Source organism: Sphingobacteriales bacterium (assembly GCA_016706405.1).
Classification (GTDB): domain Bacteria; phylum Bacteroidota; class Bacteroidia; order Chitinophagales; family UBA2359; genus BJ6.
Window position 1 is genome coordinate 1,042,967 of sequence record JADJJT010000002.1, and the last position, 16,308, is coordinate 1,059,274.

Genomic DNA, 16,308 nt, shown 5'->3' on the forward strand with positions numbered 1-16,308 from the left:
CCTAAATTCTTTCCCATATCATTGCATGGCCATGCCCACCGGCAGCGCACGATGCTACCAACGCAAATTGTTTATCTTCGCGGTGCAAACGATTAATAGCGGTACTAACCAATCGTGCCCCCGTAGCGCCAAACGGATGCCCTATAGCTAACGAGCCTCCCCAAGTATTTATTTTATCCATTGGCAATTCGCCAAAAGCCGATGCAAGGTTAAGGTTGTCGCGGCAAAAAGTATCGTTAGCCAAACACCGGATATTTGCCAAGACTTGCGCGGCAAAGGCTTCGTGCAGTTCTATCACATCTATATCGGTTATTTGCAGCCCCGTTTGTTGTAATACCTGAGGTATGGCATAGGCAGGGCCTAATAACAACTCGCCTGTTGCCGGGTTTTGTGCCGTAAGCACATAGCCTCTTAGTACTGCTAAGGGCTTAAGTCCAAAGGTTTGAGCTTGATGTTGGGTTGTTAGCAAAGTACTGGCAGCGCCGTCTGTTAAAAAGGAAGCATTGCCAGCTGTTATACTGCCATAAGGTTTTGCAAAAGCAGATGGCAGGGCAGCTAATTTTTCCGGATGCAATTGCGCCCTAACCCCGTTGTCGTTGGTAATATTGGTAAAATTTGGTGGCGTTTGAACGGCTGTAATTTCGTTATCTAACCATCCGGATTGCGCAGCATGGTAGGCCAACTCGTGCGAACGAAGGGCAAAAGCATCTTGGTCATTGCGCGAAATACCCAGCTTGTCGGCCAGTTTTTGGCAATCTTGCCCCATGCTTAAACCTGTACTAAACTCGGTAATAGTGGGTATTTGTGGTTTAAGGTCGTTTGGGCGAAGGCCGGCAATTAGTTTAATATAATCGGCAGTTGATTTGGCATTTTTAGCTTTTAATAGTTTGCTGCGCAATGATTTTGCTACTTGAATGGGAATATCGCTGACCGAGTCGGCGCCGCCAGCTACTACTAATTTGGCTTTTCCTAATATTAACTGGTCGGCGGCTAAAGACAAGGCCATATTTGCCGATATACAGGCCAAGCTAACTGTAAATGCAGGTGATTTGGGTTGAATAGCTGCTCCTAATGCTATTTCGCGGGCTAAATTACTGGTTTGTATTTGATGAACAACCGTTCCTATAATGGTTAAATCAATAGCCGAACCATCTATGCCAACTTTTTTGAGTAAGCCATTGGTGGCCATGCGTCCTAAATCGTAGGCGGTGAGGTTGGCAAAATCGGTTCCGGATTTGGCAAATGGGGTACGGCATCCGGCTATAAATACTACTTTTTGATTAAGCATAATTCAAGCGCTCGTTTGTAGCGAATTAGTTAATTGGTAATTTTTTTACCGTGCATGGCATCGGTCAATGCTTTGCTCATAAGTCGTTCGGCAAATGGGCGGGTAAATTGGTTTAGTGCTTCAATTAAGGTATGTAGCTCGTCTTTAGGGGCAGTGCTTAACACTGTTTGAAGATTTTTTATATGTGTTTTTGTGCCGTTGATTTCTTCTTCGGTTAATAGCGATGTGTTTTTTGCCATAAAACGCTCGGCGGTTGCAATTAGCTGTTCCGCTTCAACCTGTGCTTCTCGCAAGGCACGTGTTTGCATGTCCGATTTTGCATTTTTTATCGAGTCAAGCAACATGGTAGCCAATTCTTCTTCTGTAACACCATATTGAGGCCGTACTTCTATGCTTTGCGATACCCCCGACCGCAACTCTTTGGCAGCTACCCGCGTGATACCATCGGCATCAATGGTAAAGCTAACTTCAACCTTAGCCATTCCGGCGGGCATAGCGGGTATTCCTTTAAGGTCAAATGCACCTAATTTGCGATTATCGCTCACCAAATCGCGCTCGCCTTGGTAAATAGTAATGCGCATATTGGCTTGCCCATCTAATTGGGTGGTGTATTGCCTTGCAGCTTTAATGGGTATCCGGCTGTTGCGCGGAATAAGCACATCCATAAGTCCGCCCATTGTTTCAATGCCTAACGACAGCGGAGTAATATCGAGCAGTAATAAATCGTTGCGGCCACCTGCTAAAATACTTGCCTGAACAGCGGCACCTAAGGCCACAACTTCGTCGGGGTTTAACGCATCGTGTATAGGTCGGTTGAAATAATTAGCAACAGCCTGCTTTATCAGGGGCATTCGTGTTGAGCCGCCTACAAGTACAATTTCATTTAAATCGTTTGCGGTAAGTTTAGCATCAGCAAGGGCGTTTTTACAACAGTTAATAGTTTGGCTAATTAGTGGCTGTGCTATTTCGGCTAACTGCGTTTGGGTTAATTGTAGGGCTATGCCATTTACTGTTCCTTGCCATTGTGGCTGGGCCGATAGGGCAATTTTTGCCTGCTCGGCAGCTAAGCGCCATGCCTGTCCCAACGATTTGTTGTTGGATAAGTCGGCAGAGCTTAATCCGGATGCGGGTAGCCACCAATTTACAATAGCGCGGTCAATATCGTCTCCGCCTAAAAATGTATCGCCGTTGGTAGCTAATACTTCAAAAATGCCGTTTTCAATACGCAAAACCGAAATATCGAAAGTACCACCGCCAAGGTCATAAACGGCAATAGTTCGGGTTTGGGCAGGGTCTATTCCCAAGCCATAGGCCAAACTTGCTGCGGTGGGTTCGTTTATAATGCGCAACACGTCTAATCCGGCTAATTTGCCGGCATCGCGGGTGGCCTGTCGTTGGGCATCGTTAAAATAGGCGGGTACAGTAATTACAGCTTTTGTTACAGGTAAGTTAAGCATTTCTTCTGCCCGTTGTTTTAATTGCTGCAAAATAAGCCCCGATAGTTCAATAGGGGTAAAAAATCTGTTTCCAACTCTAATTTTAACCAAGCGGTCAGTATCATCGTTTATAATTTCGTAGCCCAAAGTATTGGTTAAATCTTGCACATCGGCATACGATTTTCCCATTAAACGCTTAACCGAATAAATAGTATTTTCGGGGTTAGAAATTAAATGGGGTTTTGCCTCGATGCCTACCAATATTTCGGTACTGCCGGGGTTAAAATAAATTATAGATGGCACTAACTGTTGTGTTTCGTTTGTTGCTGCCGTTGCTGCGGTTGGGGCTATAATTTGTGCTTGGTTATTTTGTGCATTTACGTAGGCCACTAAACTGTTGGTAGTGCCCAAGTCAATGCCAATAACTATATCTTGATTAATGCTTGGGGCTATATTGGCTAATTCGCCGCCTTTCATGTCTATCGCTATTTTTGCCATAATGGTATTTTTTTATTCCGGAATCTTTATTTTATTAATTATAATTTGTATTCTTAACTTTTTTCGCCTCAAGAAATAAATCTAAGACTATCGCAATCTGTTTATCCGCCATAAAGGGCTACCTAAAGATTTGGGTTTAGGCGTATCAACGTAGTTGAGGTTACTTGTTGGTTGTTGTTCAATTGTTGAAGTTGAAGTAGATTTTTGCAATAATTGAGTACCTAAACGAGCGGCTATTTCGGCAATTTCCGGATGTTTTGGCGTTTTTAAAACTTCCGGATTAAAATATTGAGCTATAAAATTGGTATCAAATTGACCGTTAATAAACAGGGGATCTTGCATAACCCAAGCACCAAATGGTAAGGTTGTTTTTACACCTTCAATTGCGTACTGGTTTATGGCCGCCAACATTTTGGCAATACAAGTTTTGCGGTCGGGGGCGTAAACAATTAATTTGGCTATCATGGGGTCATATTGAATTGGAATGGCCATTCCTTGTTCAAAACCGTCATCAACTCTAATTCCGGGGCCTAATGGCGGGCGGTAGGTGGTAAGCGTACCAATATCGGGAAGAAAATTATTTTCGGGGTCTTCGGCACAAATACGCAGTTCTATGGCGTGGCCAATCAAGGGTATATCTGCCTGCTGATAGCCAAGCGGTTCGCCACGCGCAATCCGGATTTGCTCTTTTACGATATCAATTCCGGTAATAAATTCGGTTACCGGATGCTCAACTTGCAAGCGGGTATTCATTTCTAAAAAGTAGTAGTTCAACTGGTCGTCCAATAAAAACTCTACAGTTCCAGCACCAGTATATTGCACTGCTTTGGCCAAATTAACGGCACTTTGCCCCATTGCAGCCCGTATTTCGGGCGTTAATATGCTTGATGGTGCTTCTTCAATCAATTTTTGATGCCTTCGCTGAATCGAACATTCGCGCTCGTGCAAATGCACCACATTTCCAAAACTATCGGCCAAAATTTGTATTTCAATATGGCGGGGCGATCTTACAAATTTTTCAATAAATACCGACCCATCGCCAAATGCCGACAAAGCCTCGCTCATGGCACGGTTGGTTTGCTCTTCAAATTCGTTAGGGTTGTTTATTATGCGCATACCTTTGCCACCGCCGCCGGCAGCCGCTTTAATGAGTACCGGAAATCCAATTTTAAGCGCTATTTGTTTGGCTTCGTCAAGGTCGCTGATGCTGGTTTGGGTGCCGGGCACCATGGGCACATTATGCTGTTGAGCTACTGCTTTTGCTGCTAATTTGTTGCCCATAGCCTCCATGGCTTGCGCCGACGGACCAATAAATTGTAGCCCGGCCTGTTGCACTGCAAGGGCAAACGCGGCATTTTCGCTCAAAAAACCAAATCCCGGATGTATGCCTTGAGCTTGGCAGGCCAAAGCGGTACTAATAATTACATCGCCCCTTAAATACGACTCGCGCGAGGGGGCAGGCCCTATACAATAGGCTTCGTCGGCAAAATGTACGTGCGGGGCATTGCGGTCGGCTTCCGAAAAAACGGCAACCGTTATAATATTCATTTCTTTTAGCGAGCGCATAATGCGCAACGCAATTTCGCCACGATTGGCAATTAATACTTTTTGCATACAAAGGGATAAGTCGTTAGCTTTTCAACTGCCTATAAAATATTGGTTGTTCGACTGATAAATGATAGTTGTATTTTTTGAACTTTCATATTTATAATGGAATATTTCCATGTTTTTTGCGAGGCAATTTTAGGGCTTTATTTTCGAGCATGGAAAAACCTTTGATAAGTTTTATTCGGGTTTCGGTGGGGTCAATTACTTCGTCAATAAAGCCACGGGCAGCGGCTTTATAAGGGTTTGCAAAGGTTTCGGTATATTCGGCGACTTTTTCTGTTAGTTTGGCCTCTTTGTCGTGGGCATTGTCAATTTCGCGTTTAAAAATAATTTCGGCAGCTCCTTTTGCCCCCATGACGGCAATTTCGGCAGTTGGCCAGGCAAAATTAAGGTCGGCGCCAATATGTTTCGAGTTCATTACATCGTAAGCACCGCCATAAGCTTTGCGGGTAATTACGGTTAGTTTGGGAACAGTAGCTTCGCAAAGTGCAAATAAAAGTTTAGCTCCGTTTGTAATAATGCCATGCCATTCTTGGTCGGTTCCGGGTAAAAATCCGGGAACATCAACAAAAACCAATAAGGGCACATTAAAAGCATCGCAAAAACGCACAAAACGCGCACCTTTTTTTGAAGCGTTAATATCGAGCACGCCGGCCAAATGGGCAGGTTGGTTGGCAACTATGCCAATGCTTCGGCCAGCGATTCGGGCAAAACCAACCACAATATTTTCGGCAAAATCTTTATGAATTTCAAGAAACGAATCTTTATCGGCAATTTCTGCAATGATTTCGCGCATATCGTAGGGTTGATTAGCCGATGTGGGCAATATATTTTGGAGGTTTGGGCGCAGTTCGGCTTCATTACCTTGTCCGGATTTTTCCGGAGAATAAGTGTAAACAGGTGCGGTTTCTTCGCAATTTTGAGGAATATAGGTCAATAATTGCCTGATATTTTGTAAGCAAACTACTTCGTTTTCGCAGGCAAAATGGGTAACCCCCGATTTTGTAGCGTGGGTTTGTGCGCCGCCTAATTCGTCGTGGGTTACGTTCTCGTGGGTTACGGTTTTTACCACATTGGGGCCTGTAACATACATATAAGAGGTGTGCTCGACCATTAAAATAAAATCGGTGATGGCTGGTGAGTAAACCGCTCCGCCCGCACATGGGCCCATAATGGCCGATATTTGTGGTATTACTCCGGATGCAATGGTGTTGCGGTAAAAAATATCGGCGTAGCCCCCCAACGAACTTACCCCTTCTTGAATACGAGCGCCGCCGCTATCGTTCAAACCAATTACTGGCGCTCCATTTTTAAGGGCTAAGTCCATTATTTTGCAAATTTTTTCGGCATGTGTTTCGCTTAACGAACCGCCAAAAACGGTAAAATCTTGCGAAAAAACATACACCAAACGCCCATTAACAGTGCCATATCCGGTAATAACGCCATCGCCTAAAAATTGTTGAGTTTCCATGCCAAAATCGCTGCACCTATGCTGTACCAATTGGCCAATTTCTTCAAAACTATTTTCGTCTAACAAAATTTGAAGCCGCTCGCGGGCAGTTAATTTGCCCTGTTCGTGTTGTTTGTCTATGCGTTTTTGCCCGCCACCTTCTAAGGCTTGGGCTTTTTTCTGTTGTAAAACATCCAAAGGATTTTGCATACATTTATAAAGATAAAAATACTATTCGCCTATTTAAAAACTAAATAAACGCGGCAAAAATAAGGCTTTGATTTGTATTTTTGTAAAGATTTAAAGCAATTACCAATAAAGCCCCTTTGCCAAATAGTTTTGCACATAATCGGCTACGCCGTTCTCAAGGGTGGCAAAGGTTTGGTTGTAACCTGCTTGCTGCAGTTTTTGCATTTCGGCTTGGGTGTAGTATTGATATTTATCTCTAATGTCTTCTGGCATATCAATATACTCAATTTTGGGCGGCAGGTTTAGGGCGGCAAAAACAGCCTTTGCTAAATCTTCAAAACTGCGGGCTTGCCCGGTGCCAAGGTTGTATAAACCGCTGTTGGGGCGCTTAACATGCAATAACCAATGGCACACCTTTATAATATCTTTAACATATACAAAATCGCGGAGTTGGCCTCCGTTGGCAAAGCCCTCTTTGTGCGATTTAAACAGTTTTATAAACCCATTGCCATTTTTTGCTTGGGTAATCTGATTAAAGCCGTGCATTACAACCGAGGCATTTCGGCCCTTGTGATACTCGTTTGGGCCATAAACGTTAAAAAATTTCATGCCGTACCAATAGGGTGGGGCAGTGGTTTGCTGCAACGCCCATTTGTCGAACTCGTTTTTACTAATGCCATAAGGGTTTAGCGGTTTTAGCTCGAAGGGAATTTGGTGATTGTCGGCATAACCCAAGTTGCCATCGCCATAAGTTGCCGCCGATGATGCGTATAAAAATGGTATTTGGTTTTGGGTGCAAATTTCCCATAAACTTTTTGAATAATTGACGTTTAGACGGTCAAAAATAGTAGTGTCCCACTCGGTGGTTGAAGACCGAGCGCCAAAATGGTAAACAGCTTCAACATTATCCGGATGATGTAAAAACCAGCTAACAAAACCGTCGCGTTGCATCCAACCCAAATATTTTTTATGGGTTAGGTTCTTCTTTTTTTCCGGACTTGCAAATTCATCGACCAAAATAAGGTCGTTGCGGCCCAATTGGTTAAAAAAAGCGGCAGCACAGCTACCAATAAAGCCAGCAGCACCTGTTATTACAATCATGTATAATTTATTGAGCTATTATTATTGTACTAAGAAAACTTGATTGGTCTATAAGTCGCGGTATGATTGTAGGTTTTCGCGCGTAATTCCGGATATTTATTACAAACGCCAGCGCTAAATAAATAATCAATGGCGACCAATTGGCTATAAAAGCGGTATAAACAAAAAACAACCTGATATGGCGCGTGGGAATACCAATATGCTCTCCTAACCACGAGCACACACCAAAAGCCCTTGGTTCAAAAACTTCCCGCAAACGGTTAATCCATTGCATATACGTTAAACCTTACTAAACAAGAACAAAATTACAAAAGACTTGCTAAAATTCTATACTTCTATGCAGTTTTTTAACTATTTAAAATAAAACAAACCGTTTTTTACTTTAAAAATGCTTGGACCAAATGCTTAATCATCAAACTTATCTTTTTTATTTTGCCATTTATTAGCTGTTTATTTTGTTTAAGTTCCTAATTTTGTTGTATTTTATTTATTTAAACAGACATCAACTATAAAAAAACATGAGTAACACCGTTGAAGCAATAATGGAAGAACTGCGCAATTTAGGCAGCGACCAAATAAAAAAAATATTTCTAAAACATGGCGCGCGCGAGCCTTTTTTTGGCGTTAAGGTCGAGTATTTGAAAAAAATACTGAAGCGCGAAAAAAAGAACTACAATTTGGCTTTAGATTTGTATGCCACCGGAAACTCGGATGCCATGTACTTGGCCGGATTAATGGCCGACGAAAAACGTATGACCCCCAACGATTTACAACGCTGGGCTAAGGAAGCATATTGGTATATATTAAGCGATTTTACCGTTGCTTGGGTAACCGCCGAAAGTCCACATGCCCTAAACATGGGCTTAAAATGGATTGACGACCCTGCCGAATTAGTAGCATCGGCCGGATGGGCTACCTTATCAGGTTGGGCAGCTATAACTCCCGATGCTCAACTTGACCTTGACTGCCTAAACCAACTCCTTGACCGAGTAGCGAAGCAAATTGCCACCGCCCCCAACCGCGTGCGCTATACCATGAACGGCTTTGTAATTGCCATAGGTTGCTATGTGCTGCCTTTAACAGATAAAGCTGCCGAAATTGCCCAAAAAATTGGTAAAATTCATGTAAATATGGGCGATACTGCTTGTAAAGTGCCTTTGGCGACCGAATATATTAAGAAAATTGCGTTGGCAGGTAAAACCGGACATAAACGCAAAATGGCAAGGTGCTAATTAAGTTAAGGGTAAGACTAAAAACCTTACCTTTGCTCTATGCCAGCAACCACTCCTGTTCGTTTTTTGCAGTTATTGCGACAAAAATTAGCCACGGGCAACCGTCGTTCAATATATTTAGATGCCTTGCCCGGGCGCAGGGCTAACCGTTTAGATATTTTTCAATTAGGCAGCCTTAGTGCCGAACTACCAAATCAATTGCTTGAGGTGTTGCTAAGCCAAGCGAGTTTTAACCTTACTTTGCGCTATACCGGCCAAGCTGCTGTGCAAACCTTGCCTTACGACGAGCGGCAAACCTTAGAATTACTAAACAAACGCTTAAATAATATAGCTTATGAAAACCGCGATACTTTTTTGGAAACCGGGGTTGAAACCGCCGCCATAGGCTACCCAATATTAATAAAACGAGACGAAACCGACCCCACCAAAATAATTAAAGCGCCTTTACTAATTTGGGAAGTAAGCATAGAAAAATCGCGTACACATGCCTTACAATGGCATATTCGCCGCAACGAAAACCACACCATCCGGTTTAACGAACTATTGCTAACCCACCTCGAATATAATGAAGGCATTAGTCTGCGCAATATACCAGCCCAGTTTTTAACCGACAATGTATTAAGTCCCACCGAAGTTGTAACTGTTTGTAATGCTGTCATGCAGCAGTTAGGCAGTAACGAAACCTACCCAGTACACGGCTTAGCGCCTGCTCCAGAATCTGCCTTATTACAAGCTGCTAATTTTACCCGCCCTGCTATTCGTTGGTCGGGGGTGTTGGGCTTGTTTCAAACACCGCGCCAAGCCATTTTAAACGATTTAAATGCGCTGATTAAACAATATAAAAATCAAAATCAAGAGTCAACTAACGCTGAAGTAGAAAAACATCCGGATACAGAAAACTCCGGAAAAAATGAGCAGCCAACAAACGAAACTTTTGATGGTTTTATTAACGATGATATTGAATTTTTATCTCCTCTTGAAGACGATATTTCGTTACAGGGGCAGTTGCAGGCATTAATTCCGGATGAAACAAGTAATACTAGTTTGCCCCCATCTCCTGATCCGGAGAACTCAATTACCTGGCAGCATCATTTTTTTAGTGCCATTACTACCGACCCCTCGCAACAAGCCGTTCTTGAAACCCTCCGTAAATACCCCGCCCAGTTAGTACAAGGGCCGCCCGGCACGGGAAAAAGCCAGTTACTAGTGGCATTGATTACCAATGCACTTAGTCAGGGGGCCACTTGCTTAGTAGTATGCGACAAACGCACCGCTCTTGAAGTGCTGCACCAATATTTACAAAAAATAGGATTGGGCAGTTTGTGCGCCTTGATTGAAAATATAACCAAAGACCGCGAAACCATTGTAAGAGCTGTACGCGAGCAAATAGCTAATTTAGAAAACCAAAACGTGCCAAATTTTCCTCCGGACGAATGGCAAAAAAATCGCGCTTCGGAGTTGATAGACGAAGTACAAGCGCAGCACCATTTTTTAGCTCAAACCTTACCCGGAAACCAGCAATTTACCCAAGCAGTAGGTCAATATTTGCAAATTACCAACCTTCAAACGCCACTTTTAGCCACCGATACCGACCCCCAGCAGCACAATTACCAATTTACCAACGACGAATATTTTAAATTGCTAAACGCTGCCCAAACTGCCGCCCCGCTTTGGCACGAGGTAATAAACCGCAATGGCCAAGCATTAGAATTGTTAAACTCGACTTTATTTACCTCGCCCAAACCCACCGAACTTCAACAAATATTAGAACAACAACTAAATCGCTGCGAAACCCTTACACAACAAGCCTTGGCAACACTTAAACCCTTGCCGCAACAGTATGCCGAGGCACTAACTAATTGGTTTGCCAACAAAGGAAACGAGCAATTAGGTTTAGCACAACAACTTATAGAGCGTATTAATGCCAATATTGCAGCGCATGGCAATTTGTTTAATTTGCCACAAGGGCTACCAAAAGCAGTAGTGATGGTTTTGGCTGTAGTAAGCCGCAAGCATCAGCAAATTAAAGCACAACAAACAGCAATCTTAAATGATTACCAAAGTTTACAAGATTTGTACCGGCAACAACCTTTGGTTCGTCATGCTTTTTTACAAACAACAGCAGTATTAAATACAAACAACGAAGGGTTTACCTTTATGCAAGTGCAGCAAAATATTACCGCATTTTTGCAACGACTAAGTCAGTGGTTAACCCACGAAGCGCCTTTGGCGGTAAAACATTTAACGGCAACCTTGGCGGTAAATACCAACCTATATCCGGCCTTAGATGGCTTATTGCAAGCGCCTCGGGCAGCTTATATAAACTGTATAAATGCCGTCAATAAACCACAACTATTGAGTGTTTTGTTTGCTGAAGATTTGCCTGCCGTAACCGACCAAATTAATGCCTTAGAATTGTTGGCTACCAATTTACAAAGTATCCGGATGGCTTGGCCAGCCTTTAGACAATACTACACATTTAAATATTTTTGCCTCCAACAGCCGATGCAAAGCATTAGGCAAACCTTGCAATTATTAACCGACCAAGCGCCAGCAACTACCAACAATAACTGGCAACAAATTGCACAGCGACACTATTTGGCGCATTTATTGGTAACGATAGAAAAAACGGGCAATGCCCCGTATAACAATTATTTGCAACAAGAATTAACGCAGCTTTTAGCACAAATTCAAATCCAGGTGGCACAAACGGCGCTGCATATTTTTACCGAAAAACAACAAGTAGAAATCAAAAACTGGCAACAGTTACAGGCAAATTACCCATTGCGGCGTTTGTATAATTTGCGTGGAAGTAAAGGCGAACGCAGCAATTCGCTACGCGCTATTGTAGCAGCCAATACCGACTTGTTTAAAGCATTTTTTCCGGTTCTATTGGTAAATCCGGTAGTTTGTAGTGGCTTGTTACCCCTACACGAAAATTTATACGATGTGGTTATTTTTGACGAGGCCAGCCAACTGCGCGTTGAAGAAACCTTTACCGCCTTGTTGCGCGGGCGCATCCGGATAATTTCGGGTGACAGGCACCAAATGCCACCATCCTCTTATTTTGAAACGGCTGCTAATTTGTTGTTCACCGATGAAAATACCGAAACAGAAGCCGATTTAGCACTTGACGAGGCCCAGCAATTAGATTTAATTGACGCTTCAGATGGGTTGGCCGGTGCCGACTCGTTATTACATTACGCAGACGATATGCACTATCAACGGCTGTATTTAGATTTTCATTATAGGTCGCGACACCCCTACTTGATTGATTTTTCAAATGCGGCTTTTTATGGCTCGCGCCTGCTTCCCATGCCCATTCCCCAACAACTAAACTACCAGCCTATTAGTTTTGTGGCAGTAAATGGTTTGTATCATAACCAAACTAACGCCGACGAGGCTAAAGCGGTAGTACATTTTTTATTGTACCAGCTAACAGCCTTACCCATGCAAAGCCAGTTGCCCTCGGTAGGTATTGCTACTTTTAATTTATTGCAGCGCAATTTAATTATTGACTTATTAGAGGAAGCCCGATTGGCCGACCCTGCTGCCGCTGCTCGTTTAGCTGAATTAGAACAAAATGGCCTTTTTATTAAAAACCTCGAAAACATACAGGGAGACGAGCGCGACATCATGCTTATTAGCACCACGTATGGCCAACGTGCCGATGGCAAATTTTTGCAGCTGTTTGGCCCGCTAAACCACCCCAAAGGCTATAAACTGTTGAACGTGCTAATAACACGCGCCCGATTTGCCGTGCATATTTTTACTTCCATACCCGAAACTTACTATAGTCAATACGCTCACGAATTATCCGAAAATGGTATAACCGGCCGTGCTTGTTTGTATGCGTATTTGGCTTATGCGCGCGCCACAACCCAATCTAATAACGAGCTTAGATTGGGTATTTTACAAGCCTTAGCAAAGGCCTGCCCCGAAACCGATACTTTTGCCCAAATTACCGCGCCACCTCAATCGGCCAATGCTTTTATAGATTGGCTGGCCGAAAAGCTAACCCCCCATTTTGAACAAGGACAAATTGTGCCGTTTTACGCTTGTGGTGGTATGGTTATTGATATTGCTTTATTATTGCCACAGCTACCATTGCAACCAAGCACTAATACAAATGAAAATAAGGCTGTTGCTATTGACAAACAACGTATTATTGCCCTTGAATGTGATAATGCCAAACAACACCAAAGCCAACAAGCATGGCTACACGACTTGCACCGGCAGGCACAGTTGCAGCGCATGGGTTTTGAGGTGCATTACATTTACTCGGCACAATGGTTAGCAAACCCCCAAAACGAGTTAGAATTGTTATTGAAGCAGTTGGGCAAATAATTAGCTGGCAATTTTGTGTGTTTATCAACCTAAACGTGCCTTGCTTGCCTGATGTATATTATTAGTTGATGAGTTTTTGTTTAACTTGCTTTTTAGCCTTGCCAACTGTACTTTTGCAACAATATTATATTTGTCTCTCAGCTTGAACAGCTAAAAAAATAAATAATTACATGCCCTATACCTGTACGCTTGATTGTTTGTTAGACCTTGAAAAAAGCGGCCAACTCATCCGTATTAAAAATGAGGTAAACCCTGATTTGGAAATGGCGGCTATCCACAGGCGGGTTTTTTCGGTTGGCGGCCCCGCCTTGTGGTTCGAGCGGGTAAAGGGTAGCCCTTTTGGGGCGGCCTCAAATTTGTTTGGCACCAAAGCCCGCAGCCGTTGGTTGTTTAGGCATACCCTTAAAACCCTCGAATCATTTATAAACTTAAAAATTGACCCTACCGATGCCCTAAAACGACCGTTAAAATATGCACATTTGCCTTTTAAAGGGCTAACAGCCTTGCCCCGAAAGCCTTTGTTTGCTAAACCCGTTCTATTTGGCCAAACAACAATTTCGGCATTGCCGCAAATTAAAAGCTGGCCTAACGATGGAGGCGCATTTGTAACACTGCCACAGGTTTACAGCGAAGATTTTGATAAACCGGGCGTTATGAAGTCAAATTTGGGTATGTACCGAATTCAATTATCCGGAAATGAGTATATTCCGGATAAAGAAATTGGACTTCATTACCAAATACATCGCGGAATTGGTGTGCATCAAACCAAGGCCAACCAGCGCAATCAGCCTTTAAAAGTAAGTATTTTTGTAGGTGGCCCACCTGCCCACAGTTTGGCGGCGGTAATGCCCTTGCCCGAAGGTTTGCCCGAACTTGCTTTTGCCGGCGTATTGGCTGGAAGGGCATTCAGGTACGTTTATAAAGATGGATATTGCCTAAGTACCGATGCCGATTTTGTTATTACGGGCTATGTAAACCCGCACGAAAACAAACCCGAAGGCCCGTTTGGCGACCATTTGGGCTATTATAGCCTGAAACACCCGTTTCCGTTGATGCACGTTGAAAAAGTTTGGCACCGCAAAAATGCCATTTGGCCTTTTACAATAGTGGGGCGGCCTCCACAAGAAGATACTTATTTTGGCTCGCTTATACACGATATCACCGGCGCGGCCATCCCTAACGAAATTCCGGGCTTAGAGGCGGTTCATGCCATTGACGACTCGGGCGTTCACCCATTGTTGCTGGCCATTGGCAACGAGCGTTATACGCCATACTATACTTTGCAGCAACCACAAGAGTTGTTAACCATTACCAACCATATTTTAGGCACCGGCCAATTGTCGCTGGCTAAATTTTTACTGATTATAGCCAAAAACGATGCGCCAAACTTAAAAATTAACGATGTTGATGCCTTTTTAACGCATTTACTTGAAAGAATTGACACCAAACGCGACCTGCATTTTTATACCAATACTACTATTGATACCTTAGATTATAGCGGCACCGGATTAAATAGCGGCTCGAAATTAGTGCTGGCAGCCGTTGGGCAACCAATTAGGCAGTTGAGTACTTTTTTTCCGGATAATTTTAAGCTTCCGGATGGTTTCCGGATGCCTAAAATTGCTCACCCTGGTATTATGGTTATACAAGCACCGGTTTATAATGTTGTAGCATCCGGAAATGAAGATATGGCCAAGTTTTGCCAATACTACGAGCAAAACGGGTATCATAACTTGTTGGGCTTTCCGCTAATTGTGCTTTGCGATGATGCCGAATTTACCGCCCGCAATTTACATAATTTTTTATGGGTGGTGTTTACGCGCTGCAACCCCTCGCACGATGTGCATGGTATTGCCGCCTTTACCCGGCAAAAACACTGGGGGTGCCAAGGCCCGTTGGTGTTCGATGCTCGCATAAAACCTCACCACGCCCCCCCACTTGAACCCGACCCCGAAATTGAAAAACGGGTAGATGCCTTGGGCGCTAAAGGTGGCCCCTTGCATGGCATTATTTAAGTAGGCATAAATTTTGCTTGTTTAACTAAAAAATAGACTTGTTTGGTTATTAAACCTTAATTTGCCCCCCAAAGTCGTAGTATTATAATAAAAACGACTATTTTTTAATCAACTGGTTAGCTTACCCATGAAAACTTTATCGGAAAACTGGATTTCGGAAGGCTTAATTGACTTTGAATACAAAAAGTATATATTATTGGCCTATTTGCAACATGTAAGCAAACATTTTGACGAGGAAACCCTATACCCAATGCTTGCTGACCTTATATTTCATCATCAAAACCTTGTTGTAATTAGGGCCAACCAGCGCGATGCCAACGAGCATTTTCCAAGGCAATTACAACGTTTAGACTTAGAAGATTTTACTTTGCAGTACGAGGCTTTAATGCACAACGACGATTATATTGAGGAAATTGCCCAAATTATTAACTATGCCATTCCCAAAATTGAAAATTGTTTGCAAACAGGCCGCAATGTTTACGACCAGGTTGAAAACGCCCTTGAAATTCAACCCGTTGGCATTGTGCCTATTAATGCCGAGGCCGGTTATTTGTTGTTAGTTAATGGCCGGCACACCCAAACTAATGTATTTGCCTACCAGCTTAGTTTTTTTGAAAATGCCAATGAAAAATTCAGGGCTATGCGTACCCAATATATTGATGCTTACCAACCTTTGTTTAGCAATACTTACGAGGCTATAAAACTCGATTTGGTTAAACGGCAGCGCGATTTACCCAATCCGGCTACGTTTGTAATAGCCAGCACAAAAGCCTATCCGCTGGCCGAAACCTTATTGCCGGTGGCCAAACGCACCTTAGTTCGGTATTTGTATTCAAATTTTAGAATGTAAAATAAACAAGGGTTAGTGGTTTTGCCCTTGGGCGAGAAATACTTGATGGTGTTTAATAGTTCAAATTGTAAAAGGGCGGCGGCGGCCTGCGATTATGCTTTTAAAAACCCGTATTCATATACTTTTGACACAATTTTGCGGCAAGTATTTTTAGGTTTTCGCGAAGTTGGCCACGGCGGTTAAATGGTGGGTTATAATTGCTGCAATTTACGGCATATTGTTTAACTTATAGGTGTTTGGATAAAAATTGCCTTGACTATTGATTTTTCGGAAACAATAATAAATTTGTGTTAT

Annotated in this window: 10 protein-coding genes; 4 read left to right on the forward strand and 6 right to left on the reverse strand. The window is 43.0% G+C overall.

The window, feature by feature from the left end; genetic code table 11:
• Position 1: 1 nt before the first annotated feature.
• The 6 genes from IPI59_10470 to IPI59_10495 form a co-directional block, all read right to left on the reverse strand.
• A complete protein-coding gene (locus tag IPI59_10470; GenBank protein MBK7527957.1) occupies positions 2 to 1,288 on the reverse strand; it encodes an acetyl-CoA C-acyltransferase in 1,287 nt (428 codons plus the stop codon).
• Between the two features lie 29 nt (positions 1,289 to 1,317).
• Entirely contained in the window at positions 1,318 to 3,222 is a 1,905-nt protein-coding gene (hscA, locus tag IPI59_10475) for a Fe-S protein assembly chaperone HscA (protein MBK7527958.1), read from the reverse strand.
• An 87-nt stretch (positions 3,223 to 3,309) separates the two neighbouring features.
• Positions 3,310 to 4,836 carry an acetyl-CoA carboxylase biotin carboxylase subunit gene (locus tag IPI59_10480; protein ID MBK7527959.1) on the reverse strand — a complete coding sequence of 509 codons (1,527 nt, stop codon included), beginning with the start codon at positions 4,834 to 4,836 and terminating at the stop codon, positions 3,310 to 3,312.
• Positions 4,837 to 4,927: 91 nt separating this feature from the next.
• Positions 4,928 to 6,490, reverse strand: a complete 1,563-nt coding sequence (locus IPI59_10485) for an acyl-CoA carboxylase subunit beta (protein MBK7527960.1) — start codon at positions 6,488 to 6,490, stop codon at positions 4,928 to 4,930.
• 99 nt (positions 6,491 to 6,589) lie between these two features.
• Complete coding sequence (gene rfaD, locus IPI59_10490; GenBank protein MBK7527961.1) at positions 6,590 to 7,570, reverse strand: ADP-glyceromanno-heptose 6-epimerase; 981 nt, start codon at positions 7,568 to 7,570, stop codon at positions 6,590 to 6,592.
• A 7-nt stretch (positions 7,571 to 7,577) separates the two neighbouring features.
• A complete protein-coding gene (locus IPI59_10495; GenBank protein MBK7527962.1) occupies positions 7,578 to 7,835 on the reverse strand; it encodes a PspC domain-containing protein in 258 nt (85 codons plus the stop codon).
• Between the two features lie 253 nt (positions 7,836 to 8,088).
• Here IPI59_10495 and IPI59_10500 point away from each other — a divergent pair, with 253 nt between their 5' ends.
• The 4 genes from IPI59_10500 (at position 8,089) to IPI59_10515 (ending at position 16,014) form a co-directional block, all read left to right on the forward strand.
• Complete coding sequence (locus tag IPI59_10500; GenBank protein ID MBK7527963.1) at positions 8,089 to 8,802, forward strand: DNA alkylation repair protein; 714 nt, start codon at positions 8,089 to 8,091, stop codon at positions 8,800 to 8,802.
• Between the two features lie 39 nt (positions 8,803 to 8,841).
• Positions 8,842 to 13,149 carry a DUF4011 domain-containing protein gene (locus IPI59_10505; protein ID MBK7527964.1) on the forward strand — a complete coding sequence of 1,436 codons (4,308 nt, stop codon included), beginning with the start codon at positions 8,842 to 8,844 and terminating at the stop codon, positions 13,147 to 13,149.
• 170 nt (positions 13,150 to 13,319) lie between these two features.
• Positions 13,320 to 15,164: a UbiD family decarboxylase gene (locus IPI59_10510; protein ID MBK7527965.1), complete on the forward strand. Its 1,845-nt coding sequence runs from the start codon at positions 13,320 to 13,322 to the stop codon at positions 15,162 to 15,164.
• A 127-nt stretch (positions 15,165 to 15,291) separates the two neighbouring features.
• The gene (locus tag IPI59_10515; protein MBK7527966.1) at positions 15,292 to 16,014 is read left to right on the forward strand and encodes a hypothetical protein; all 723 of its coding nucleotides are present in this window, start codon (positions 15,292 to 15,294) and stop codon (positions 16,012 to 16,014) included.
• Positions 16,015 to 16,308 lie beyond the last annotated feature (294 nt).

Bases quoted from the DNA above. Each gene is read 5' to 3' on its own strand.
- IPI59_10470 (MBK7527957.1), bottom strand. From the start codon at position 1,288: ATGCTTAATCAAAAAGTAGTATTTATAGCCGGATGCCGTACCCCATTT.
- hscA (MBK7527958.1), bottom strand. From the start codon at position 3,222: ATGGCAAAAATAGCGATAGACATGAAAGGCGGCGAATTAGCCAATATA.
- IPI59_10480 (MBK7527959.1), bottom strand. From the start codon at position 4,836: ATGCAAAAAGTATTAATTGCCAATCGTGGCGAAATTGCGTTGCGCATT.
- IPI59_10485 (MBK7527960.1), bottom strand. From the start codon at position 6,490: ATGCAAAATCCTTTGGATGTTTTACAACAGAAAAAAGCCCAAGCCTTA.
- rfaD (MBK7527961.1), bottom strand. From the start codon at position 7,570: ATGATTGTAATAACAGGTGCTGCTGGCTTTATTGGTAGCTGTGCTGCC.
- IPI59_10500 (MBK7527963.1), top strand. From the start codon at position 8,089: ATGAGTAACACCGTTGAAGCAATAATGGAAGAACTGCGCAATTTAGGC.
- IPI59_10505 (MBK7527964.1), top strand. From the start codon at position 8,842: ATGCCAGCAACCACTCCTGTTCGTTTTTTGCAGTTATTGCGACAAAAA.
- IPI59_10510 (MBK7527965.1), top strand. From the start codon at position 13,320: ATGCCCTATACCTGTACGCTTGATTGTTTGTTAGACCTTGAAAAAAGC.
- IPI59_10515 (MBK7527966.1), top strand. From the start codon at position 15,292: ATGAAAACTTTATCGGAAAACTGGATTTCGGAAGGCTTAATTGACTTT.